The sequence below is a fragment of the Streptomyces sp. NBC_00193 genome, from assembly GCF_026342735.1.
Classification (GTDB): Bacteria; Actinomycetota; Actinomycetes; order Streptomycetales; family Streptomycetaceae; genus Streptomyces; species Streptomyces stoeckheimensis.
Window position 1 is genome coordinate 4,090,066 of the sequence record NZ_JAPEMM010000001.1, and the last position, 23,519, is coordinate 4,113,584.

General features: G+C 72.4%; 17 protein-coding genes. 9 read left to right on the forward strand and 8 right to left on the reverse strand.

What is annotated here, in order from left to right; genetic code table 11:
* Positions 1–3: 3 nt before the first annotated feature.
* The 3 genes from OG898_RS18160 to OG898_RS18170 form a co-directional block, all read right to left on the reverse strand.
* Positions 4–1,338: an ABC transporter substrate-binding protein gene (locus OG898_RS18160; RefSeq protein WP_250739519.1), complete on the reverse strand. Its 1,335-nt coding sequence runs from the start codon at positions 1,336–1,338 to the stop codon at positions 4–6.
* Between the two features lie 166 nt (positions 1,339–1,504).
* A complete protein-coding gene (locus OG898_RS18165; protein WP_266958017.1) occupies positions 1,505–2,752 on the reverse strand; it encodes an ROK family transcriptional regulator in 1,248 nt (415 codons plus the stop codon).
* A gap of 146 nt (positions 2,753–2,898) precedes the next feature.
* The gene (locus tag OG898_RS18170) at positions 2,899–4,053 is read right to left on the reverse strand and encodes a mechanosensitive ion channel family protein (RefSeq protein ID WP_250739517.1); all 1,155 of its coding nucleotides are present in this window, start codon (positions 4,051–4,053) and stop codon (positions 2,899–2,901) included.
* 203 nt (positions 4,054–4,256) lie between these two features.
* On the opposite strand from OG898_RS18170, the gene OG898_RS18175 reads away from it, so the two are divergent.
* Positions 4,257–4,811: an HNH endonuclease gene (locus tag OG898_RS18175; protein ID WP_250739516.1), complete on the forward strand. Its 555-nt coding sequence runs from the start codon at positions 4,257–4,259 to the stop codon at positions 4,809–4,811.
* Between the two features lie 272 nt (positions 4,812–5,083).
* Here OG898_RS18175 and OG898_RS18180 read toward each other — a convergent pair whose 3' ends face one another.
* Complete coding sequence (locus OG898_RS18180) at positions 5,084–8,113, reverse strand: beta-N-acetylglucosaminidase domain-containing protein (protein ID WP_266958020.1); 3,030 nt, start codon at positions 8,111–8,113, stop codon at positions 5,084–5,086.
* A 300-nt stretch (positions 8,114–8,413) separates the two neighbouring features.
* Here OG898_RS18180 and OG898_RS36275 point away from each other — a divergent pair, with 300 nt between their 5' ends.
* The 3 genes from OG898_RS36275 to OG898_RS18195 are packed head-to-tail and all read left to right on the forward strand — an operon-like array spanning position 8,414 to position 11,073.
* Entirely contained in the window at positions 8,414–8,752 is a 339-nt protein-coding gene (locus OG898_RS36275) for a hypothetical protein (protein ID WP_323182718.1), read from the forward strand.
* Between the two features lie 15 nt (positions 8,753–8,767).
* Positions 8,768–10,813, forward strand: a complete 2,046-nt coding sequence (locus OG898_RS18190; protein ID WP_266958022.1) for a 4-alpha-glucanotransferase — start codon at positions 8,768–8,770, stop codon at positions 10,811–10,813.
* Positions 10,814–10,833: 20 nt separating this feature from the next.
* Positions 10,834–11,073, forward strand: coding sequence for a hypothetical protein (locus tag OG898_RS18195; RefSeq protein ID WP_250739513.1), 240 nt, complete (start codon positions 10,834–10,836; stop codon positions 11,071–11,073).
* A 100-nt stretch (positions 11,074–11,173) separates the two neighbouring features.
* Here the strand turns inward: OG898_RS18195 and OG898_RS18200 are convergent, their stop codons facing one another.
* Complete coding sequence (locus tag OG898_RS18200) at positions 11,174–11,674, reverse strand: MarR family winged helix-turn-helix transcriptional regulator (RefSeq protein ID WP_266958025.1); 501 nt, start codon at positions 11,672–11,674, stop codon at positions 11,174–11,176.
* Between the two features lie 141 nt (positions 11,675–11,815).
* On the opposite strand from OG898_RS18200, the gene OG898_RS18205 reads away from it, so the two are divergent.
* Genes OG898_RS18205 through OG898_RS18215 form a run of 3 tightly spaced genes read left to right on the forward strand, consistent with a single transcriptional unit; the run spans position 11,816 to position 14,684 of the window.
* The gene (locus OG898_RS18205; RefSeq protein ID WP_266958027.1) at positions 11,816–12,802 is read left to right on the forward strand and encodes an EamA family transporter; all 987 of its coding nucleotides are present in this window, start codon (positions 11,816–11,818) and stop codon (positions 12,800–12,802) included.
* Between the two features lie 51 nt (positions 12,803–12,853).
* On the forward strand, positions 12,854–13,771 hold the full coding sequence (locus OG898_RS18210; RefSeq protein WP_266958029.1) for a DMT family transporter: 918 nt from the start codon (positions 12,854–12,856) through the stop codon (positions 13,769–13,771).
* Positions 13,772–13,781: 10 nt separating this feature from the next.
* Complete coding sequence (locus tag OG898_RS18215; protein WP_250739509.1) at positions 13,782–14,684, forward strand: LysR family transcriptional regulator; 903 nt, start codon at positions 13,782–13,784, stop codon at positions 14,682–14,684.
* Positions 14,685–14,931: 247 nt separating this feature from the next.
* Here the strand turns inward: OG898_RS18215 and pepN are convergent, their stop codons facing one another.
* Positions 14,932–17,502, reverse strand: a complete 2,571-nt coding sequence (pepN, locus tag OG898_RS18220; RefSeq protein WP_266958031.1) for an aminopeptidase N — start codon at positions 17,500–17,502, stop codon at positions 14,932–14,934.
* 140 nt (positions 17,503–17,642) lie between these two features.
* Here pepN and OG898_RS18225 point away from each other — a divergent pair, with 140 nt between their 5' ends.
* Positions 17,643–18,152: a DUF1203 domain-containing protein gene (locus OG898_RS18225; protein WP_266958033.1), complete on the forward strand. Its 510-nt coding sequence runs from the start codon at positions 17,643–17,645 to the stop codon at positions 18,150–18,152.
* Between the two features lie 64 nt (positions 18,153–18,216).
* Here OG898_RS18225 and OG898_RS18230 read toward each other — a convergent pair whose 3' ends face one another.
* Positions 18,217–19,245: an aspartate-semialdehyde dehydrogenase gene (locus OG898_RS18230; protein WP_250739506.1), complete on the reverse strand. Its 1,029-nt coding sequence runs from the start codon at positions 19,243–19,245 to the stop codon at positions 18,217–18,219.
* Positions 19,246–19,793: 548 nt separating this feature from the next.
* On the opposite strand from OG898_RS18230, the gene OG898_RS18235 reads away from it, so the two are divergent.
* Entirely contained in the window at positions 19,794–19,937 is a 144-nt protein-coding gene (locus tag OG898_RS18235) for a hypothetical protein (protein WP_266960495.1), read from the forward strand.
* A gap of 77 nt (positions 19,938–20,014) precedes the next feature.
* Here OG898_RS18235 and OG898_RS18240 read toward each other — a convergent pair whose 3' ends face one another.
* Entirely contained in the window at positions 20,015–23,332 is a 3,318-nt protein-coding gene (locus OG898_RS18240) for a S8 family serine peptidase (RefSeq protein WP_266958036.1), read from the reverse strand.
* Positions 23,333–23,519 lie beyond the last annotated feature (187 nt).

Genomic DNA, 23,519 nt, shown 5'->3' on the forward strand with positions numbered 1-23,519 from the left:
GGGCTACTTCGCCTTCGCGATGTCCGTGTCGACCTGCTGGTCGGTCTTGGCGAGACCGGCGGGGATGTCCGTGACCTCGCCCTTCTCGACCGCGTACGCGAAGTCCGTGAAGGTCAGCTGGTAGGTGCCGCCGTCCGCCTGCGCCGGGGTGGTGGTCGACTTCGGGTGCTTGGCGATGTCGATGAACGTCTTGAACTCCGGGCTCACCTGGAGCTTGGGGGAGTCCAGGGCGGCCAGCGTGGAGGGCACGTTGTGGATGGCGTTGGCGAACTCCACGACCGCCTCGGTGTCGGTCGTCATGTACTTCGTCAGCTCCCAGGCGGCGTTCTGCTTCTTGCTGCCCGAGGCGATGCCCATGATCGTGCCGGCGAGATAGCCCTTGCCGTACTCGGAGACCCGGTCGTCGGGGACGGGCATCGGCGCGGTCCCGATCTCGAACTTCACCCCGGCCTCCTTCGCCATCGGGGCCCGCCACTCGCCGTCGATCTGCATGGCCACCAGGCCGAGGTGGAAGGGGTGCTCGGCGCTCCACTCGTCGCCGAAGGTGGTGCGGAACTTCTCCAGCTTCTCGTACCCGCCGAGCTTGCCGACCAGGTCCTTCTGCGCCGTCAGCATCTGCGCGAAGCCGGGGTCCTTGGCCAGGTTGGACTTGCCGTCGGCGTCGAAGTACGACGGGCTCCACAGCGCGGCCAGCCGCTGGGGGGCGGTCTCGTAGCCGTGGTAGGTGGGCATGATGCCGAGCTGCTCGTACGAATCGCCCTTGGCGATCGTCAGCTTCTGCGCGGCGGCCACGAACTGGCTCCACGTCTTGGGCGGTTCGGTGATCCCGGCGGCCTCGAAGGCGGTCTTGTTGTAGACGAGGCCGTACGCGTCGTTCAGCAGCGGCAGCGTGCACTGGTTGCCCTTGAACTGGGTGTACTCCAGCAGGGTCTTGGGGAAGACCTTCTCCTTGTCGACCCCGGACTTCTTCAGGAAGGGGTTCAGGTCGGCGAAGGCGCCGGAGTTGCAGAACTTGCCGACGCTGTCGGTGGTGAAGGAGGAGACCACGTCGGGGGCCTTCTCCCCGCCGGCGCGCAGCGCCTGGTTGATCTTGTCGTCCGTCATGTTGCCCGTGACGTTCACCTTGATGTTCGGGTGAGCCTTCTGGAACCGGGCGATGTTGTCCTCGATGGCCTTGATCTCGCTGGGGGCGGACCAGCCGTGCCAGAAGTTGAGGGTGACGTCCTTCTTGGGGTCGTCGGCGGCCGTGTTGGAGGCGGAGCCCGTACACGCGGTGGCGAGTACGGATATCGCGGCGACGGCGGTTGCGGCGACGGTCAGGCGGCGGATTCCGGGCATGGCGGAGTCACTCTCTGCGCGGGGGGACTTCCTGGAGGGGTGGTGGTGCAGGGGGATGCGTGCCGTGGTGCGGGGAGGTGCCGGTGGTGCGGGAGGTGGCGGTGGTGCGGGGAGGTGCCGGTGGTGCCGGATGGTGCGGTCGTGCGGGTGGTGCGGGTGGTGCGGTTCAGCGGCGGGAGGTGTCGAAGACCTCGTCGCGGGTGGCGGCGAGGGCGCTTTCCAGCGCCCCGCGCAGGACGGGCCGTTCCCTGACCTCGCCGGTCACCAGCAGCGGCCGGGACGGGGCGAGGTCGGCGAGCTCGGCTTCGAGGAGTTCGCGCAGCGGCTCTCCGCCCGCGATGGTCAGCGCGCCGGAGAGGATCACGATCTCCGGGTCCAGTACGGCGACCAGCGAGGCGAGACCGGTGGCGAGGGCGGTGGCGTACTCCCGCAGGAGTTCGAGGTGGCCCCCTTCGGGCGCGGCGGCGGCCTGGGCCAGCAGCGCGGCCGCAGCTTCGACCATGGCCCCGGACTCGGCCCCGTGCACGGCGCCGTGCACCGAGTCGGCCCCGGCCGCGGCGGCCGGCGGTGCGTCGACGCCGTGCCGGGCCGCCATCGCGGGCAGTACCTGTGCGCCGGCCAGCTCCTGGTAGCCGCCGGAGTTGACCCGGGTGACCTGGCGGACCAGGGGGTGCCCGGCGACCGGCAGGAAACCGATCTCCCCGGCGCCGCCGGTCCAGCCGCGGTGCAGCCGGCCGCCGAGCACGAGGGCGGCCCCGAGGCCCTCCTCGTTCCACAGCAGGACGAAGTCCTCGTGGCCGCGGGCGGCGCCGAGCCGCTGTTCGGCGACGGCGGCGAGGTTCACGTCGTTCTCGTACTCGAACGGCATCGGCAGGGCCGCGGCGAGCTCGTCGAGCAGCGTGGGGGACTGCCAGCCCGCCAGGTGGTCGGCGTAGCGCAGCACCCCGGTGCGGGGGTCGAAGGAGCCGGGGGTCGCGATGACCACCCGGTGGATGTCGGCGAGGTGCAGCCCGGCGTCCTTGACGGCCTCGCCGAGGGCGCGGGTGACGTGCTCGACCGGCCCGGTGGACTCCGCGTACGGGAGCTCGTGGCTGCCGATCACCTCGCCGGTCAGGTCGGCCACGGAGGCGAGGATCCGGCCCGGGGTGACGTCGAGCCCGGCGACGTACGCGGCCCGCGCGTTGACGGCGTAGAGCTGCGCGTTGGGGCCGGGGCGGCCGGTGGCGGTGCCGGTGGCGACGACGAGCCCGGCGGACTCCAGCCGGGCCAGCAGCTGGGAGGCGGTCGGCTTCGAGAGGCCGGTGAGGTGCCCGATCCGGGTCCGGGACAGGGGACCGTGCGTCAGCAGGAGCTCGAGCGCGGCCCGGTCGTTCAGGGCGCGCAACAGGCTGGGCGTACCGGGGGTGGCGGGCATGGGGTGACTTCTCTCTCACCGAGGTGAACTGTTAGGTAAGTTTCCTATTGGTGGGTCGCTCGTGTCAATGGCACTGCGTACACCACTGCCCCCGCAGGTCGGACCTACGGGGGCAGCGTTATGCGTGGAGGCGTGCGGGGCGGGCGCTACTTCGTTATGCGCGGGCCGGAGGCCGAGCCGCCCGCGGCCGGCTGCGGGATCTCCGCGGTGGCCAGGGACTGCGGGGACGTCGGGTTCGCGAGCGCCGACGGCGGGGCCACGGCCGCCGAGGGGTCGGCCGGGGCCGCATCCTCCTCGGGCGCCGGCAGGCCCCCGACGATCCCGATGCCCGCGGCGTCGAAGGCGTCCTTTATCCGCCAGCGCAGCTCGCGCTCCACGGCGAACTGCTGGCCCGGCATCGTCTTCGCCGACACCGACACGGACATCGAGGCCAGCAGCACCTCGTCCAGGCCCAGCACCTCCACCGGGCCCCACAGCCGCTCGTCCCACGGGGACTCCTTGGCCATGGTGTCGGCGATGTTCTTGATCACCTCGCGGATGCGGGACAGGCTCTCGGTGGGCTTGACCTGCACCGCGACGCTCGCCGTGGCCCAGCCCTGGCTGAGGTTGCCGATCCGCTTGATCTCGCCGTTGCGGACGTACCAGATCTCGCCGTTGTCGCCGCGCAGCTTGGTGACGCGCAGACCCACCTCGACGACCTCGCCCGAGGCCACCCCGGCGTCGATCTTGTCGCCGACGCCGTACTGGTCCTCGAGGATCATGAACACGCCGGACAGGAAGTCCGTGACCAGGTTCCGGGCGCCGAAACCGATGGCCACACCGGCCACACCGGCGCTCGCCAGCAGCGGCCCCAGGTTGATGTCGAGCGCGCCGAGCACCATCAGGGCCGCCGTGCCGAGGATCAGGAACGAGGCCACCGAGCGCAGCACCGAACCGATGGCCTCGGACCGCTGCCGACGCCGCTCGGCATTGACCAGCAGCCCGCTCAGGGCCGTGCCCTCGACGGCGTCGGCGCCGCGGTTCATCCGGGTGATCAGCTTGGTCAGCGACTTGCGGACCACCGAGCGCAGGGCGAAGGCGATGACCAGGATGAGGAGGATCCGCAGGCCCAGGTACAGCCATCCGGCCCAGTTCTCCTCGATGAAACTGGCGGCGTTCGTGACGCTCTCGTGCGTCTCTCTGATCGTTTCGGACGCGTCCGGGTTGTCGGCTGCGAGGGGGAGCAGGGCGGCAGGCCTGGCCACGGCGGGGTACCTCCAGATATAGCGTCCTGCCCGCGGAAGGTGGTGCGGGCAGACCATCCACCCTAACGGGGCATTAGGCCGGACTTGTTGCCGTGTTCGAGGGAGAGACCAGACTCACGCGGGGATGAAGCGGGTGTGGTCGAAAACACCTCGGACCCGTTACGGGCGCGTGGTGGCGCTTCGACCAGCCGTAAGGGGAGACTGGAAAGCAGATCGTCCCGGCGCGAGCCACGCGCCGCCGGCGTACAAGGAGGCAGTCCGTGCCGCACGTCCTGGTCCTCAACGCGTCGTACGAGCCCCTCGGCGTCGTACCGCTCCGTCGCGCGCTCGTCCTCGTCCTGGAGAACAAAGCCGTCTCCCTGGAAGAATCCGGCGCCTTTCTGCACAGCGCGACAAGGGCCGTCCCCGCTCCCAGCGTGGTTCGGCTCAAGCGCTTCGTGCGGGTCCCCTACCGGGGGCCCGTTCCACTCACCCGCCGCGCGCTGTTCGCCCGGGACGGCGGCCGCTGCATGTACTGCGGGGCCGTCGCCACCAGTGTCGACCACGTCATCCCGCGCAGCCGGGGCGGGCAGCACGCCTGGGACAACGTCGTCGCCGCGTGCCGTCGCTGCAACCACGTCAAGGCCGACCGGCACCTCGTCGATCTCGGCTGGCGGCTGCGGCACCAGCCGGCTCCGCCGTCGGGGCTGGCCTGGCGGATCATCGGGACGGGGCACCGGGATCCGTGCTGGATGCCGTATCTCCAGCCGTACGGGGCGGAGGATGCGCTGGATCGCATCGGGCTCCCGGTGGCCGCCACGGCGGTCGCGTCGTAGCCCCTTGAGCCGGGCCCCGGCTCCGGTGCACCGCTGCGCGGGCCGAGGTCCCCGCAGCGACCCTTGCCGCTGCGCGGGGCGGGGTCCCCTACCCGCCCTTCGCCCGTTCCCCGGGCTGCGCCCGGACCCCCCTGGGGCTCCGCCCCAGACCCCGCTCCTCAAACGCCGGAGGGGCTGGAATTGCCCGCTTGAGGAGCGGGGGTCCGGGGGCTGGCCCCCGGGGAACGGTGGAAGGGTGGGTAGGGGACTGCCCCGCAGGGTCGCCCGGCCCTCTACGGGGCCATCGCGAAGGCTTCCGCGCCCAGCAGGCTGCAGCCGTAGCGGGTGGCGCGGGTCTCGCAGGTGACCCGGACGAAGCGGGCCGGACCGGCCGCCGGGTCCAAGTGGACGGAGTCCACCCCGCCGCGGGAGGCGACCGTCGCCGACGGGTGCCAGCTGACACCGTCCGCCGAGGTCTCCACCCGGAACCGGGACGGGTACGCCTCCTGCCACCGCAGCCGCAGCAGCCCGATCCGCGCCGGAGCCGGCAGCTCCGCCTGCCACCAGGCCCCGTCGGCCGCGGGCGAGGACCAGCGGGTGGCCGGGGAGTCGTCCAGCGCCCCCGACGCGGGGAACGCCGGGGTCTCGTCGGCCGAGGAGGAGGCCACGGCGGAGCGCAGCAGGTTCGGGCCGGCCGTCCGCGGATGGGCGCGGACCTTCAGCGTGCGCGTCTCGGAGCCGAAGGTGACCGGGACCTCGTAGGTGCCCGGCGCCGTGCCCGCGGCCACCGCGACCTCGACCGGGACGGTCGCCGTCGTACCGCGCGCGGCCGCGGCCGTCTCCGGCAGGCGCACCGAGATCCCCGGCGGCGCGGTCGCCGACAGGGGTCCGCGGACCTCGCCGGGACGCAGCGCGGACAGCTGCGCCGGGATCCGCTGCGCGGCCCCGCCGATCTCCGCGTCCACGGTCTCCGCCAGCTCGAAACGGGCCTCCGGGCCGTCCGCCGTCCACGGGACCACGCCGTGCACGGCCGGAGCCGGGCCGGACCAGACGAGCCGGACCGCGTCGGCCCGCAGGCCGCCCACGTCCGCCTGGGTCCAGCCCGATGCCGCCGCCTCCGCGACCTTGCGCCAGCCCTCTCCCGGCACGTGGGCCTCGATCACGGCGCCCCGGCTGCCCGGCGGCAGCGGGTCGGTCATCACGGTCACCACCGACACCGGCCGGGCATCCGACAGCTGGACCGTCCACGCGTCGGGCTGCCGGGTCACCGTGCCCGGCTCGCGGGCCGCGCCGGTCCACGCGTCGGCCTCGGCCGCCGCCCGCGCCAGGAAGGGGTCCAGCACCGCCTTGTCGACCCGGGCGGCTTCCGCCCCGGACAGCGCCGAACGGGCGGCGGTGAAGGCCTGCGAGGCCTGCCAGGCCGCCGCCCCGTCCCCGCGCGCCTGCGCCTGGAGGACGTCGAGGGCCAGCTCCCCGGCCACCCCGTAGCGCGCGAGCCGCGACAGCCAGGGCCCCGCCTCCTCCGCGAGCGCGGGCAGCCGGTCCGGGGCCTCGCGCAGCACGCGGAAGGCGGCGCGCAGCCGGTCGCCCGCCGCCGGGTCGCCGGAGCTGCGGGCCCGCCAGAACTCCTCCATCAGCGGGACCAGGTAGGCGGACTCGGGCTGGGCCAGGCCGGAGGAGGCGTTGTTCCCGGCCAGCGCGGCCAGGGCCTCGCGGGCCTTGGGGTCGGGGCCGGCGAGCGAGGCCACGGCCGCCGCCCAGGAGTCGGCGGCCCGGTAGCCGCGCGGGTTCCACGTGAAATCCGCCGCGGTGAACAGCGGGATGCGCGACAGCGTGCCCTGGGGCATGGCGTTGGCCAGCACGGCCGCCGAACCGCCCGCGACCACCGGGTCGCGTCCCGCGTACGGGCCGAGGAAGATCCGGCCCGGATCCCAGTCGTTGACCGGGTAGTTGTCCATGGTGACCAGCGGGTGCTGCCCGAGCGCCGAGCGCGCCCCGTTCATCTCCTGCCCGGTGATCGTGCGCGGCACCACGCCGACGCCCGTCCAGGCCACCTCGACCCGGCCGTCCAGGGCCTCGGCCAGCGCGGTCCGGTAGGGCGTCGCGCCCTCCTGGTAGTACTCCGTCGGCAGCAGCGACAGCGCGGGCGCCCCCGGATAGCGCCGGGCCAGGTGCGCGGCCAGCTCGCCCGCCACCTCCGCGTGCGCCTTCGCGGCCGCCGCCGGGCCCTTGCCGTACCGCTCCCGGTCGGCCCGGCAGCCCCACTCGGTGTAGCTGACGTCCTGGAACTGCACCTGGAACGCCCGGAACCCGAGGTCCCACATGGCGTCGAGCTTGCGGGCGAGTGCCGCCCGGTCGGCCGAGGAGGCCAGGCACATCGACTGCCCGGGCGCCACCGCCCAGGCGAGCACCACCTTGTTGGCGCGCGCCCGGTCGGCCAGCTCCCGCAGCTCCGCCGCCCGCGGCGCCGGATAGTCGCGGCGCCATTCCGTGGTCCGGTACGGGTCGTCACCGGGCGCCAGCAGCAGCCGGTTCAGCTTGGTCCGGCCCATGAACTCCACCTGCGCGAGCCGCTGGGCGGCCGTCCACGGAGTCCCGTAGAACCCCTCCGTGATCCCGCGCACCGGCGCGGACGGCCAGTCCCGTACGAGGACCCCGGGCACCTTCCCGCCGCCCTGGGACAGCAGTTGACGCAGTGTCTGTGCCGCGTGGAAGAGTCCGTCGTCGCCGGTGCCCACCAGGGCGACCGTGTCCCGCCCCTCGGCGCGGCCCACCGCCAGCCGGTAGCCGCCGGCCGGCAGGTCGCCGGCCACGCCCGAGCCCAGGGCGTGCAGCGCCCGCTCGGCATCAGCGCCTTGGAGCCGTACGACGGGGACGGCGTCGGGCAGCGGTTCCCCGTCGGCCCGCTCGTGCAGGGTCCGTACGCCCGCCCCGTGCAGGGCGTCGCGGACCACCTGGGCGGCGTACGCGTCCACGCCCGCGGGCAGCACCAGCACGGCCTCGGCGCCCAGCGGCACCGCGCGCGCCGGGTCGGCGGCCATCGACTGGGGCCGGGGCCACACCGCGGGCTCCCCGTCGGCGGCGCGTGCCGGATCGGAGCCGGGGGCGAGCGCGGGGGCGGGTACGGGAACGGGCGCCGGGTCGCGCAGTGCCGCGGGCACCGCGGGTGCCGCGCCAGCGTCCGGCGCGGCGGGGCCGTCGGGCGCGGTCGGCGAAGCGAAGGCGCTGGGGGGACCCACCACCGCCGAGCCGCCCAGCAGTGCGCCGATGACGGCGACCGCCGCAGCCGTGGCCGTGACCCGCTTGCTGCCCCTGGTCTGCACGGAGCCACCCCGTCCCGAGTCGTCCCCCGCTCGTACGAACGAGCCAGAGCCCACCATCCGTACGCCCGGGGTGTCAACGTCGGCGGGTGATCTGACCTGGATCGGCCAGGAATGCGGTGCGGCCGACTGGGTATGGCTGGGATGTTCTCCGGACCGCGCGCCGGAGGGTGTTCCCGACGTTCCCGCACGCCAGGGCCGATGGCTCCGCACGCGTGGTGAGCGCCGCGGAGCTCCGCAACACCTCTCGTGCGCGGAGCGAACACAGGCACGTCTGTACGGATTCACGTCCCGCACAGGAGAATTTCCGCTGTCGGTGGTGCACGGACGGTGCGCGGACCGACACAGTGGGAGCCATCCACGGGTCCTGACCGATCCTCACGCACGAAGGAGTGCCTGCCGGTGAACACCAAGGCTGCGAACACCAAGAGCGCCACCACCGCCATATCCGGCCCCAAACGGCTTCCGCCGCTCGCCCACCTGCCGGCGCAGGCCGGACCCGACGAGCGGCCCCTCACCAGCGAGCCGTCGCTCTCCGACGCCGCGCACGCGCCGTTGACCAGTGAGCCCCCGCTCGCCTGCGAGGCCCCGCTGACCAGCGAGCCGACCACCCATGCCGCGGCGGCCGCCGCGGGTGACTAGACGACAAGGAACCTGATGGACGACCTCGCCCGGCTCGCGGCCCTGTACGGAGTCGCCACCACCTACCAGCCCGCCGAGGACGTCACCCTGCGGGTCCCGGAGGCCACCATCGCCGCCGTGCTGCGGCAGTTGGGGGTGGACACGGACACCCCGGAGTCCGTACGGGCGCACCTGGCCGGGGCCGAACACGACGCGGCGCACCGGCTGTTGCCGCGCGTGCTGGTGTGGTGGGCGGGATCCCGGCCGCCCGTGGAGCTGGGGGCGCTGCCGCTGGGGACCCGGACCCTGCTGGAGGCGGAGGACTCCGAGGCGGCCGGGCCGCCGGAGGAGGCGGACGGGCCGGAGGGCCGTGCGGTGCCCTGGAGCGCGGCCGAGGCGGGGGAGCCGCCCCTCGGCGTGCACCGGATCCACGCGGAGGCCCCCGACGGCCGCACCGCCACCGCCACCCTGATCGTGGCCCCCGACCGGGCCCCGGCGGCGCCCGAACGCACCCACGGGCTGCTCGTCCAGCTCTACTCGGTGCTCTCCGAACGGTCCTGGGGCATGGGCGACCTGGGCGATCTCGCGGAGTTGGCGCGCTGGGCGGGCCGCGTCCACGGAGCCGGCTTCGTCCAGGTCAACCCGCTGCACGCGGCCGTGCCCGGCACCCCGACCGACCCCTCCCCGTACCGTCCGTCCTCGCGCCGCTTCCCCGACCCGGTGCACCTGCGGATCGAGGACGTCCCCGAGTACGCCGACTGCCCCGACCGGGCCGCCCTCGCGGAACTGGCCGACCGTGGTGCCGAGTTGCGGCGCGAGGTACTGGAGAAGGGGGCGCTGATCGACCGGGACGCCGTCTGGACCCTCAAGCGGGCCGCCCTGGAGCTGCTGTACGCCGTCCCGCGGAGCCCCGAACGGGAGGCGGCCTACGAGAACTTCCGCGCCGAGCAGGGCGCGGAGCTGGACCTGCACGCCGCCTGGTGCGCCGGGCACGCCGGGGAGGACCCGAAGACCCGGGCCGACTTCCACCGCTGGCTGGTCTGGCTGACGGACACCCAGCTCGCCGGAGCCCAGCGGGCCGCCAAGGACGCCGGGATGGCGATCGGCATCGTCCACGACCTGGCCGTCGGGGTGCATCCGCAGGGCTCCGACACCTTCGGCCTGCCCTTCTACGCCAAGGACTGCTCCGTCGGCGCCCCGCCGGACGCCTTCAACGCGCGCGGCCAGGACTGGGGGCTGCCCCCGTGGCGGCCCGACCGGCTGGCCTCCACCGGGTACGCGCCGCTGCGGGCCCTGCTGCGGGGGGTGTTCCGGTACGCGGGCGCGCTGCGCATCGATCACGTCATGGGACTCTTCCGGCTCTGGTGGATCCCGGAAGGGGCCCCGCCCGCCGAAGGCGCGTACGTCGCGTACCACGGGGAGGCGATGCTCGCCCTGCTGGTCCTGGAGGCGCACCGGGCCGGGGCCCTGGTCATCGGAGAGGACCTCGGCACCGTGCAGCCGGGGGTCCGTCAGGCGCTGGCCCGGCGCGGGGTGCTGGGCACCTCGGTGCTGTGGTTCGAGCGGGACTGGGGCGGCGACGGCGAGCCGCTGGAGCCGGAGCGCTGGCGGGCCGACTGCCTGGCGACGGTGACCACCCACGATCTGCCGCCCACGGCCGCCAAACTGGCCGGCTCCCACGTGGAACTGCGCGACCGGCTCGGCCTGCTGACCCGCGCGGCCGAGCGGGAGCGCGCCGAGGACGCGGCCGACACCGCGCGCTGGCTGGACGTACTGGAGGACCTCGGGCTGGACACCAAGGGCGAGGAGGCCGCCGTACGGTCCCTGTACGGGTTCCTGCTGCGCACTCCGGCCCGCCTGGTCGGGGTCTGGCTGCCCGACGCGGTGGGGGACCGGCGGCCGCAGAACCTGCCCGGTACCTGGGACCAGTACCCCAACTGGCGGCTCCCGGTCGCCGACGCGGAGGGCCGGCCGCTGACCCTGGAGGCACTGACCGCCTCGCCGCGGGCGAACGCCCTGCTGGGGGCGGTGCGGGGGGCGGCGGGAACCCGTACGGCACCCCCGGGCGCGCGCGGCGTTTAGGTGTTCGCTACGTTTGCACCGTGGACAAGAAGAACGCTCTGCGCGCCGGCGCCGTCACGGCCGGAACGACGCTGATGATGCTGCTGATGACGTCTCCCGCCCTCGCGGTCACCCGTGACGACGGCGACGACCCGGGTCCGGGCCTGAGCGTCGCCGAGACGCTCGGCCTCTACGTGGCCGCGCCGATCGTGCTGTTCCTGATCATCGCCGGTCTGGTGATGGTCGGCGACAAGTCGCGCAAGACGCAGACCGAGAACTGACCGAAGACTGCACGAAGGCGCCGGGGGTCCCTGAGGACCTCCGGCGCCTCGTCGTACCCGGGCCCGGTTCGCCGGCCCCGGCTCCGCGGTGCCGGCTCCGCTAGGGGGCCCCTGCCATCACCTTGCGCAGCAGACCGGTGAGCGTGGCGATCTCCGTCTCGTCCAGCCCGGTGAGCGCTTCCCGCTGGACCTCCAGACCCGCCGCGACCGCTTCGTCGATGAGCGCGAGCCCCCGGTCGGTGATGGTCACCCGCAGCCCCCGCCGGTCGTCCGGATCGGGGCTGCGGCGCAGCAGTCCGGCCTTCTCCAGCTTGTCCAGCCGTCCCGTCATCCCGCCCGTGGTGAGCATCAGCGTGGCCGAGAGCTGGCGGGGCGAGAGGGTGTACGGGCTTCCGCTGCGGCGCAGCGTGGCCACGACGTCGAACTCCCCGCGCGAGATCCCGTAGCGCGCGTAGGCCTTTTCCATCGCGTCGCCCATGGATTTGGAGATCCGGTAGATCCGGCCGAAGACGGCCATGGGCGCGGTGTCCAGATCGGGTCGCACCGCGAACCACTGGTCCGCGATCGCGTCGACCGCGTCGACGGGGGCTTTGTCGGTCATAGGCGCAGTATCCGGCTTCCACTTGTTCCTTCGCAAGAAAGTTGCTTGCAGGAAAGTAGCTTAGTGCTAAGCTACTTCCAAGTGAGCTACTCTCTCGAACCGCTCGCTCGAGCTACTCGTCCCTGCCGGAGGAGCACCGCCGTGAAGCGCATCGCCACCATCGCCGTTACCGCCCTCGCCCCCATCTCCTGGGGGTCCACCTACTTCGTGGCCTCCGAGCTGCTGCCGCCGGACCGGCCGCTGTTCACCGGCGTGATGCGCGCCCTGCCCGCCGGACTCCTGCTCACCGCCCTCGCGCGGAAGCTGCCCACGGGGCAGTGGTGGTGGAAGGCGGCCGTCCTCGGCGGACTCAACATCGGCGCCTTCTTCCCGCTCCTGTTCCTCTCTGCCTACCGCCTGCCCGGCGGGGTCGCGGCCGTACTGGGCTCCGCGGGGCCGCTGTTCGTCGTGGGGCTCGCCGCCCTCCTCCTGGGGGAGCGGGCCCGGCTGTGGACGGTGCTCGCGGCCGTCGCGGCGGCCTTCGGCGTCAGCATGGTGGTGCTGACCGCACAGGCGCAGCTCGACCTGGTCGGGGTGGTGGCCGGCATCGTCTCCTCCGCCTCGATGGCATCGGGCACCGTCATGACCAAGCGGTGGGGGCGCCCGGAGGGCGTCGGCCCGCTGGCCATGACCGGCTGGCAGCTCACCGCGGGCGGCCTGATCATCATCCCGGTCGCCGCACTGGTGGAAGGGGCGCCGCCGGCCCTCGACGGCAAGGCCTTCCTCGGGTACGGCTACATGATGCTGATCAACACCGGCGTCGCGTACTGGCTCTGGATCCGCGGCATCGGGCAGCTCAGCGCCACCTCGGTCACCCTCCTCGGCCCGCTCTCGCCGCTCACCGCCGCCGTCATCGGGTGGGCCGCCCTGGGGCAGGCGCTCTCGCCGGTGCAGGTGCTGGGCATGGTGATCGCCTTCGGTGCCACCATCGCGGGTCAGCTCGCGGCGAGTAGGGCGGGCGCGGCGGGCGCGGCGGGCGCGGCGGGCGCGGCGGGTGCGGCGCGCCCGAAGGCGGGATCGTTCAGTTCTGCTGAAGAGACCGATCGAAATGTTTCGATGGACCTGACGGGTGACCCGGTGCGACGGTAGACCAACGAACCGACACTCCGAACCCCGAGGGGGAGACACACCGTGGCCGTCATGGACCGAGTCCGCACCGTCCCGCAGGAAGCACTGCCCGGCAAGGCGAAGAAGGGGGCCGCCGGTCTCGGCATCCTCCTCGCCCTGCTCGCGACGGTCGTCTGGTCCGGCAGCTTCGTCGCCACCCGCGGCATGGCCGACAGCATCCCGCCCGTCCAGGCCGTCTTCTGGCGCTGGGTGATCGCCACCGTGGCCGTCGCCCCCTTCGCAGCCCGGCAGGCCTGGCAGCAGCGGGCCCTGATCCGCAAGCACTTCGGCTACATCGCCCTGGCCACCCTCTTCGGCGTCACCCTCTACAACACGCTCGTCCACCAGGCCGGACTGACCACCTCCGCCTCCAACATGGGCATGATCATGGCCGCCTCGCCGGTCATCATGGCCCTGTACGCCCGGCTCGGCGGCGAAAGGCTCGGCGCCCGGCGCACCTTCGGCCTGGCCCTCGCCGCCCTCGGCGTGCTCCTCCTGGTCGGCAAGGGATCGATCCGCTTCGACTTCGCCGCCGGCGACCTGTGGATGTTCGGCGCCGCCCTGTCCTTCGCCACGTACAGCGCGCTCCTCAAGCGCAAGCCCGCCGAACTGGGCGGACTCGCCTTCCTGCTCACCACCTTCGTCCTCGGCGCCCTGATGCTCGCCCCCGCCTACGCCGTGTCCGTCGGCGTCCAGGGCGGCTTCCAGGTCACCCCCTCCACGGCCGGAATGCTCCTGTACGTCGGCGTCTTCTCCTCCGCCGTCGCCTTCTTCGCCTGGAACAAGGCCGTCGCGATGATCGGCGCCGCCCGCGCCGGAGTCGTCTACTACCTCCAGCCGGTCTGCGTCGCGGGCCTCGGCCTGCTGCTCCTCGGCGAGACGACCGGCCCGACGCAGCTCCTCTGCATGGCGCTGATCCTGGGCGGCGTGGGTCTGGGTGCCCGGCGGTAGGTTCGGTCCCATGATCGAGTGGGACATCAAGAAGCTGCGGATCCTGCGGACCCTCGCCGAACAGGGGACCGTGACCGCGACGGCCGAGGCGCTGCACATGACGCCCTCGGCCGTTTCGCAGCAGCTGACCAACCTGGCCAGGATGCTGGGGGTCCCGCTGCTGGAGGCCCAGGGCCGCCGGGTCCGGCTCACCGACGCCGCACACCTCGTACTGCGGCACGCGGAGGCCGTGTTCGCACAGCTGGAGCGGGCCGACGCGGAACTGACCGGATACCTCGCGGGGGAGGCGGGGGAGGTCCGGATCGGCGCCTTCTCCACCGCCGTACCGGTGCTCGTGGTCCCGGCGGTCGCCGCCCTGAGGCGCTCGCACCCTGGCGTGGAGGTCCGCGTACGGGAGACCGAGGCGGCCGAGTCCTACGAGCTGCTGTCCGCCGGGGTCGTCGACCTCGCGCTCTCCCTCGCGGCGCACGCCCCGACCGCCCGCGATCCGCGCTTCACGCGCCGGACCCTGCTGGAGGATCCGCTCGACGTGGCCCTGCCCCCGGACCACCCGCTGGCCGCAGCGGCTGAGCTGCGGCTCGCGGACCTGTCCGGGGATCCGTGGATCTACGGCGGCTCCGGGCCCTGGTCGGAGATCACCCGCAACGCGTGCGAGGCGGCCGGGTTCGTGCCCGAGCAGGCGCACTCGGCCTCCGGCTGGACGGCGATCCTGGCCATGGTCGAGGCGGGCATGGGGGTGGCCCTGGTTCCCCGGATGGTGGCGAGCCGCGCGGCGGGCGTCGCCGTCCGGGGCCTGCCCCACGACCGGCCCACCCGGCACGTCATCGCCGCCCTGCGGCGGGGCTCGGAGTCGGCCCCTGCCGTGGCCCACGTCCTGGCGGCCCTGCGGTCCGTCGCCGCGGCCCGGCCGTAGCCGCCGGGGGACGGGAGGCCCTGCGGGGCGAAGTCCCCTACCCGCCCTTCCACCGTTCCCCGGGCTCCGCCCGGACCCGGTCCTCAAACGCCGGACGGGCTGGATTTGCTCCGCCCGGACCCGGTTCTCAAACGCCCGACGGGCTGGATTCGCTGCGCTCGTCCGGCCCGCACGCGAACGCCGGCGAGGCTGGAAAATCCAGCCCCGCCGGCGTTTGAGGCGCGGGGTCCGGGGCGGACCCGCGGGGTCAGGCCTGGGCGTCCGCCGCCTGGGCGCGCAGGGCGCGCTCCACGCCTGCGCGGGACTCGGAGACGAGGCGGCGCAGGGCCGCGTTCGGCTCCGCCGAGGCCAGCCAGGCGTCCGTCGACGCGAGGGTCTCCGCGGAGACCTGGAGGGACGGGTAGAGCCCCACCGCGATCTGCTGGGCGATCTCGTGGCTGCGGGTCTCCCAGACCTCCTTGACCGCCGCGAAGTACTTCGCCGTGTACGGGGCGAGGAGCTCGCGCTGGTCGGTCTGGACGAAGCCCCCGATCACCGCCTCCTGCACCGCGTTCGGCAGCGAGTCGCCCTCGACGACCGAGGCCCACGCCTCCGCCTTGGCCTCCGCCGTCGGACGCGCCGCGCGGGCGGTCGCCGCGTGCCGCTCGCCCGCCGCGGTCTTGTCCCGCTCCAGCTCGGCCGCGATGGCCGCCTCGTCGGCGACGCCCGTGGCGACCAGGCGCTCCAGGAACGCCCAGCGCAGCTCGGTGTCCACGGCCAGGCCCTTGACCTCGGCCGAGCCGTCCAGCAGCGCCGACAGGTAGGTCAGCTGCTCCTCGGTGCGGGCCGTCGCCGCGAAGGCGCGGGCCCACGCCAGCTGGTGGTCGCTGCCCGGCTCGGCCGCGCGCAGGTGCTCCAGCGAGGCCTCCGTCCACAGGGCCAGGCCCTGGTCGCGCCACGCCGGGTCGGCGTACAGGTCCACGGCCAGCTTGACCTGGCGGTGCAGCGACTGGACGACGCCGATGTCCGACTCCTTGCCGATGCCCGACAGGACGAGGGCGAGGTAGTCGCGGGTGGCCAGTTCGCCGTCGCGGGTCATGTCCCAGGCCGAGGCCCAGCACAGCGCGCGCGGCAGCGACTCGGTGAAGTCGCCCAGGTGCGCGGTGACGTTGGCGAGGGACACCTCGTCGAGGCGGACCTTGGCGTACGACAGGTCGTCGTCGTTCAGCAGGACCACGGCCGGACGGGTCCGGCCGATCAGCTCCGGTACGGCGGTGAGGTCGCCGTCGATGTCCAGCTCGATCCGGTCGCCGCGCACCAGCTTGCCGTCGGTCAGCTCGTACAGGCCGACCGCGATGCGGTGCGGGCGCAGGACGGGCTCGCCCTTGGCGCCGGCGGGCAGCGCCGGAGCCTCCTGACGGATGGCGAAGGCGGTGATGGCGCCGTTCTCGTCCGTCTCGATCTCCGGGCGCAGGATGTTGATGCCGGCCGTCTCCAGCCACGCCTTCGACCAGGCGGTCAGGTCGCGGCCGGAGGTCTCCTCCAGCGCGCCCAGCAGGTCCGACAGGCGCGTGTTCCCGAAGGCGTGCGCCTTGAAGTACGCCTGCACGCCCTTGAAGAAGGCGTCCTGGCCGACGTAGGCCACGAGCTGCTTGAGCACCGACGCGCCCTTGGCGTACGTGATGCCGTCGAAGTTGACCAGGACGTCGTCCAGGTCACGGATGTCGGCCATGATCGGGTGCGTGGAGGGCAGCTGGTCCTGCCGGTACGCCCAGGTCTTCATGGAGTTGGCGAAGGAGGTCCAGGCGTGCGGCCACTTCGAGCCCTCCGCGTACGCCTGGCAGGCGATGGAGGTGTAGGTGGCGAACGACTCGTTCAGCCACAGGTCGTTCCACCACTCCATGGTGACGAGGTCGCCGAACCACATGTGCGCGAGCTCGTGCAGGATGGTCTCGGCACGCGTCTCGTACGCCGCGTCCGTCACCTTCGAGCGGAAGACGTACTGGTCGCGGATGGTGACCGCGCCCGCGTTCTCCATCGCGCCCGCGTTGAACTCCGGCACGAAGAGCTGGTCGTACTTCGCGAAGGGGTAGTCGTACGCGAACTTCTCCTGGAACCAGGTGAAGCCCTGCCGGGTCACGTCGAAGATCTCGTCGGCGTCGAGGAACTCGGCGAGCGAGGGGCGGCAGTAGATGCCGAGCGGGACGGACTGCCCGTCCGCGCCCTCGTAGGAGCTGTGCACCGCGTGGTACGGGCCCACGATCAGGGCCGTGATGTACGTGGAGATGCGCGGGGTGGGCTCGAAGCGCCAGACGTTGTCGGCGGGCACCTCGGGCGTCGGGGAGTTCGAGATGACCGTCCAGCCCACGGGTGCCGTCACGGTGAACCGGAACGTCGCCTTCAGGTCGGGCTGCTCGAAGCTCGCGAACACGCGGCGCGCGTCCGGTACCTCGAACTGGGTGTACAGGTACGCCTGCTCGTCGACCGGGTCGACGAAGCGGTGCAGACCCTCACCGGTGTTGGTGTAGGCGCAGTCGGCGACGACGCGCAGCTCGTTGTCCCCGGCGGCGAGGTGCGCGAGCGCGATCCGGGAATCCCGGAAGACGGCGGCCACGTCGAGCGACTTGCCGTTGAGGACGACCTCGTGCACGGCCGGAGCGACCAGGTCGATGAAGGTCTCGGCGCCGGCCTCGGCGGACTGGAAGCGCACGGTGGTCACGGAGGGGTACGTGCCGCCCTCCTGCGCGCCGCTGAGATCGAGTTCGATCTCGTACGAGTCGACACTGAGCAGCTTTGCCCGCTGCTGAGCCTCTTCACGGGTCAGATTCGTGCCTGGCACGCGGTCATCTCCTTCGATGGTGACGTTCCGGCCCATCCTTCCACGCGGGCCGCGCCACCGTGCCGGAGTCATCCACGGGCGAAACGCGACGTCCGATTTCCGCCAGCTCCGACCGGTCCGCCGGGAGCACCCTGGACCCCATGACCACCCACACGACCACCCACACGGTGCTCCCCATCGCCCCTCACGTCCTCGCCGCCCTGCGCACCCTCGACGATGCCGGGCGGCCCTGCACGCCGTACGAGGACCCGGAGGGCGGCGCCCCACTGCGCTGCTGCCTGCGCCGCAGCGTCCCCGGAGAGCGGATCGCCCTCGTCTCGTACGCCCCGCTGCGCCGCTGGGCCGCCGCGACCGGCGCCGACCCCGGGGCCTACGACGAGCAGGGCCCGGTGTTCGTCCACGCCGCCGAGTGCAGCGGACCGGCCCCGGAGTCCGGCCTCCCCTTCGCCCACCCGGGTGCCCTGCGCACGGCCCGCCGCTACGACGCGGCGGGCCACATCCTCGGCGGGCGGGTGCTCGACCTCGCCGAGGACCCGGACGCGGTGGTCGGGCAGGCGCTGACGGAGGCCTTCGAGGACCCTCGGACCGCGCTCGTCCACGTCCGATCGGCCGAATTCGGCTGCTACCTCTTCGAGGTCCGCCGGCCTTGAGGTCCCCGGGGAACGCCGGAGGGCGGCACCGTCGCGGTGCCGCCCTCCGGTCGTGCGAGCGGGATCAGCCGCGCAGCTCCTCCGCGACCAGCTCCGCGATCTGGACCGCGTTCAGCGCGGCGCCCTTGCGGAGGTTGTCGTTGGAGAGGAACAGCGCGAGGCCGTTCTCGGTGGTCTCGTCGACGCGGATGCGGCCCACGTACGAGGCGTCCTTGCCGGCGGCCTGCAGCGGGGTCGGGATCTCCGAGAGCTCGACGCCCGGGGCGTCCTTCAGCAGCTCGTAGGCGCGCTCCACGCTCAGCGGACGGTCGAAGCGGACGTTGACCTGGAGGGAGTGGCCGGCGAAGACCGGCACGCGCACGCAGGTGCCCGAGACCTTGAGCTCCGGGATCTCCAGGATCTTGCGGGACTCGTTGCGGAGCTTCTGCTCCTCGTCGGTCTCGAAGGAGCCGTCGTCGACGATCGAGCCCGCGAGCGGGATCACGTTGTAGGCGATCGGGCGCTTGTAGACGGCGGGCGCCGGGAACTCCACGGCGTCGCCGTCGAAGGTCAGCTGGTCGGCGGCCTCGGAGACCGCGCAGGCCTGGCCCTTGAGCTCGGCGACGCCCGCCAGGCCCGAGCCGGACACGGCCTGGTAGGTGGTGGCGATCAGCGCGGTCAGACCGGCCTCGTCGTGCAGGGGGCGCAGCACCGGCATCGCGGCCATGGTGGTGCAGTTCGGGTTCGCGATGATGCCCTTGGGGCGGTTCTTGATCGCGTGCGGGTTGACCTCGGAGACGACGAGGGGGACCTCGGGGTCGCGGCGCCAGGCGGAGGAGTTGTCGATCACGACGGCGCCCTGCGAGGCGACCTTCTCGGCGAGGGCCTTGGACGTGGCGCCGCCCGCGGAGAAGAGCACGATGTCCAGGCCGGAGTAGTCGGCCGTGGAGGCGTCCTCGATGGTGATCTCCCGGCCCTCCCATTCGAGGGTGGAGCCGGCCGAACGGGCCGAGGCGAACAGCCGCAGCTCGTCCACCGGGAACTTGCGCTCGGCCAGGATGCCGCGCATGACTCCGCCGACCTGTCCGGTGGCTCCGACGATTCCGACCCTCACGGTGACTCCTCTTGGTACGTACGACGCGGGCGCGCGTGAAGCCATCATGCGTTCGACCCCACGAGCCTTGTCCAATCCATTGTCCGAGGAGCGGACGGTGTTCTTCCTGTGAACCCGCGTGACAACTCCGTGGCGGGCGTGTTGCACCGCCCACCGATGGGCGTTTCGCCTGGTCGAAGCCGGTTACGGTCCGATCTGTCGCGTCCGTAATACGGACATGCGTTCCGTACTTCGAACTCGGGGAGAACACCGTGCGCGCCATCCGCCACCGCCGCCGGTCCATACCGGCGCTCGCCGCCCGCGGCGCCTACCGCCACCTGGTGAAGTTCCAGCAGATAGCCGACGCCAACGGCGGCAACCGCGCCGCCGGCACGCCCGGCGAGGCCCCCGGGAGCCGGCCACGGCAGCCTTCACCTACACCAGGTCCACCCCGGCCAGGAGGTCCTCCCCCAGCCGAAGCCGAGGGATTCCTGGCTCACGCCGCTCGGTCGCTCAGCGAGCAACCGAGTCTTCCGCGATCAACACCACCCGGGTTGAAACCAGCCCGGGTGTATGAAGTTGTGTCGGCGAACTACCACGGGGCGGGTGACACGCTGAAGAACATCGACCTCAAGGCCTTCGACACCAACCTGGACGTGATCGCCCACGCGGTGGGCACGTACGCCCAGGACCTGAGCTCGCTGGGGAAATAGACCCGAGTGCCGGGGGGAAACAGGAGGGGCGGTGCTCGTCAGAGCACCGCCCCCGCTGTGTTCAGGCTCCTACCGGGTTACGGCAGGACCTTCTCGATCTGCACGCTGCCGGTGCCGGCGGCGGTGCCGCGGGCGTTGAGCAGCTTGACCTCGCCGAAGAACTGGCGGCCTTCCGGAGCGGCGCTGTTGACCAGCACGTTCGCGGAGACGGTCGCCGAGGCGCCGTTGGCGAGGTTGACCGCGGCGGCCTCGTCGACCTGGACGGTGCCCAGGGCGGCCGAGTAGTAGACGTCGCGGTAGTCGTACGTGGTGGAGCCGGACGGGATCGCGTAGCCGAACACCTCGATGGTGTAGGTGCCCGCGGCCGGGTTGACGAGGCTCACGGCCTCCTCGGAGTCGCCGTCGGCGGAGGAGCCGACCTTGACGCCGTCCTTGTACACGTCCAGGTCGAGGTCGGCGGCGGTGTCGGACACCTTGCCGATCGCGATGTCGAGGCGGGAGACGCCCTCGCCGATCGTGACCTCGGTGGTGTGGGTCTCACCGGCGGCGATGGTCGGCTTGGCGACCTTCGCGGAGCCGAGCGGACCACCCTGGAGCTTTCCGCCGGAGATGGCGGCCCCGTCGTTCTTGACGGTCCACTGGACCGGCGCCGGGGTGCCCTGCTTGACCTCGGGCAGGACCTTGACCGCGGGGTCGAAGGCCGCGCCGAGCACGGAGACGTCCAGCTTGAACGGGTTGTCGAGCAGCGGCGACGTACGGCGCGACTCGACCTCGATCTCCCAGACGCCCGGCTGCGGGTTCGGGTACGAACGCAGGTCGGGGCGGCACTGGTTGGCCGGGTTGTCGTAGTTCGGGTAGCACTGGGTCGTCGCGCTGTCCTCGACGCCCACACCGTACGGGTGGATCGAGATGAAGCGCGTCTGGCTGCCCGCCGCGAGTCCGCCGAGGGCGACCTCGAGGGTCTTCGCGCCTGCCGGGACGGTCACGAAGTACGACTTGTGGCTGTTGCGCTGCACGGAGGAGGTGTCCGAGTAGCTGTACGAGGGCTTCGCCAGCGGGGTCGAGACGACGACCGTGGAGAGGATCTGCTTGTCGATGCCCTCGGTGAAGGGGTCGTCGAGCTGCAGGATGCCGCTGTGGACGCCGGCCGTCTTGGCCTTGGCCTCGACCTTGATGGTGACCGGCTTGTTCAGCGGCAGGGTGACGTAGTCGTAGCCGCCGAGGATCTTGAACGTGCCGTCGTTGTTCCGCCAGCTGAGCTGGTGGAAGGTGCCGTACTTGACGCCCGTGGTGCGGGTGACGACGACGTCGTAGACCTTCTTCTGGCCGACCTTCAGGCCGCCCTCGCGGTCGTAGACGCCGGTGCCGAAGCCCGGGGTCTTCAGGAACTGGTCGATCGCGGTGTCGACCGGGGCCTTGACGGTGAAGTCGTTGGCCTTCGCGCCGCGCTGGATGGACTCCCACGCGCCGGGGATGTTGATCAGGCCCGCGCCCTGGGCGTGCGCCGGGACGTCATCGATCTTCTTCGCGCTGCTGGTGAGCGCGATGCGCAGGTTCGCCGGGGTGAGGGCGATCTTCTGCTGCTTGGCGGCCGAGATCAGCAGGGCGCTGGCGCCCGCCGCCTGCGGCGAGGACATCGAGGTGCCCTGGAGCATGCCGTAACCGGCCGGCAGGGTGTAGCCGGCCTCCTTCACCGGTGCGCCGGGCAGCCAGGTCTGGATGGTGTTGATCGACGCGCCGGGGGCGGTGATCGTCGGCGTGAAGCCGCCGTCCTCGCGCGGACCGCGGGAGGAGAAGGGGAACATGTTGTACTTCTTGGTCACGCCGGAGCCGTAGTTGGCCGCCCAGGTCTCCTTGGAGACCGCCGCACCCACGGAGATGACCTTGTCCGCGAGACCGGGGTCGCCGATGGTGTTGATGCCGGGGCCCTCGTTGCCCGCCGAGATGACGAGCTGGACACCGTAGGTGTCGATGAGGTTCTTGTAGAGCTCGGAGCGCGCGTTGTTGCCGTCGTTCAGGGCCGGCAGGCCGCCGATCGACATGTTGACGATGTCCACGCCGCGGTTGACGACGAGGTCGATCATGCCCTCGGTCAGCGCGATGTTGGTGCAGCCGCCGGACCAGGAGCAGGCGCGCGAGGAGACGAGCTTGGCGCCGGGCGCCTCGCCGTTCATCGCCCCGCCGAACAGGCCGTTGGCGGCGGTGATGCCCGCGACGTGCGTGCCGTGCTCGGACTCGATGATGCCGACGTTGACGAAGTCGGCCTTCTTGCCGACCCAGTCACCGCCCAGCGGGTCCATCGGGACGTCCTTGCGGATCTCGATCACGAACGGGATGCGCTCGGCGACCTCGGTCGCCGGGTTGTCCGTGCCGAAGTAGCCGATCTGGTAGCCGTCCTTGTACGGCTTCATCGGCTCGTTGTTCGTGAAGTCGTTGTCCTGGTCGGTGTCGACGCGGACGGTCCCGGCGACCGGGTCGTAGAGCAGGCCGAACCGGTCGGTGGTGTCCCCGTCCCGGTTGACGTCGCCCTTCATGTCGCCGTTGGCGGTGATCGACTCGGTGAAACGGCTCCACTGGAACGAGCCCTCGGGGGCCTTCCAGCTGCCGCCGCCCGCGGTGAAGGTGCCGCCGGCGACCGGGGTGATCTGGGCACGCCAGGTGGCGTCGCCGTCGGTGATCGGGTCGGTCGCGGTGACCCAGTCGACGATCTTGCGCTCGCCGGTGGTGGTCTTCTGGAGCGCCGGGTGGCCGAGGTCGACGCCCGAGTCCATGATGCCGATGGTCACGCCGCGGCCGTCGGCCGTCGGGTTCTTCTTGAGGAAGTCCAGTGCACCGGTCTCGAAGGACGGGTTGTACGGGTTCTTCGCCGGGGTGTTCTTGCCCGGCCCGGGGTAGGTCTCGGCGGCGGTCCGCTTCACCGTCCCCGTCTCGCGGTCCGCGTCCGGACGGGGGTCCGGCAGCTGGATCTCGTGCCGCAGGTCGATGCCGTGCACGGAGGACAGCTTGGCGGCCGCCTTCAGCGCGGCCTCCGCCTTGTCGATCGGCAGGGTGGCGCGCACGTAGCCGAGCTTGTCGTACGTCTGGCCCACCGAGGCGCCCTGGACGTCGTCGAGCTGCTTGGCCACCTGCTGGGTCTCGCCGGGGGCCGTCGCGACCATGACCGTGACGGTCTTCTCGCCCTTGGTCTTGGCTTCCTGCAGCAGTTCGGCGTCGGCAGAGCCGAGCTTCTCGTCGGCGGACTTCACCGCAGGGTTGGGCGCGGGGGTATTCGAGCCGGTAGCCGCGAAGACGGGCATGGCGCCGGTGGCCGCGAGGGCGGCCACCAGGCCGGCCGCGGCCGCGACGCGCGCGGCGCGTCGGGCCCCGGATATGGAGCTGGGGGAGTCGAGGGTCATCAGCATCCCTGGCTAAGTGAAAGGTACGGTCCGGATTTCGGTGCCGGATGACCGGTCAGCCTCGCGTAAGTGACAGCTCTTTGGGGAGAGTTGTCACGGACCGATACCTGCCGTGGCGGACTCCCGCCAGCTCGGGGCATACGCCAGAAGGCCCGTACCGGAATGAACCGGTGCGAACCTTCGGGGT

Coding starts and splice junctions, on each gene's coding strand:
- OG898_RS18160 (WP_250739519.1), bottom strand. CDS start 1,338: ATGCCCGGAATCCGCCGCCTGACCGTCGCCGCAACCGCCGTCGCCGCG.
- OG898_RS18165 (WP_266958017.1), bottom strand. CDS start 2,752: ATGCCCGCCACCCCCGGTACGCCCAGCCTGTTGCGCGCCCTGAACGAC.
- OG898_RS18170 (WP_250739517.1), bottom strand. CDS start 4,053: ATGGTCTGCCCGCACCACCTTCCGCGGGCAGGACGCTATATCTGGAGG.
- OG898_RS18190 (WP_266958022.1), top strand. CDS start 8,768: ATGGACGACCTCGCCCGGCTCGCGGCCCTGTACGGAGTCGCCACCACC.
- OG898_RS18200 (WP_266958025.1), bottom strand. CDS start 11,674: ATGACCGACAAAGCCCCCGTCGACGCGGTCGACGCGATCGCGGACCAG.
- OG898_RS18210 (WP_266958029.1), top strand. CDS start 12,854: ATGGACCGAGTCCGCACCGTCCCGCAGGAAGCACTGCCCGGCAAGGCG.
- OG898_RS18215 (WP_250739509.1), top strand. CDS start 13,782: ATGATCGAGTGGGACATCAAGAAGCTGCGGATCCTGCGGACCCTCGCC.
- OG898_RS18225 (WP_266958033.1), top strand. CDS start 17,643: ATGACCACCCACACGACCACCCACACGGTGCTCCCCATCGCCCCTCAC.
- OG898_RS18240 (WP_266958036.1), bottom strand. CDS start 23,332: ATGACCCTCGACTCCCCCAGCTCCATATCCGGGGCCCGACGCGCCGCG.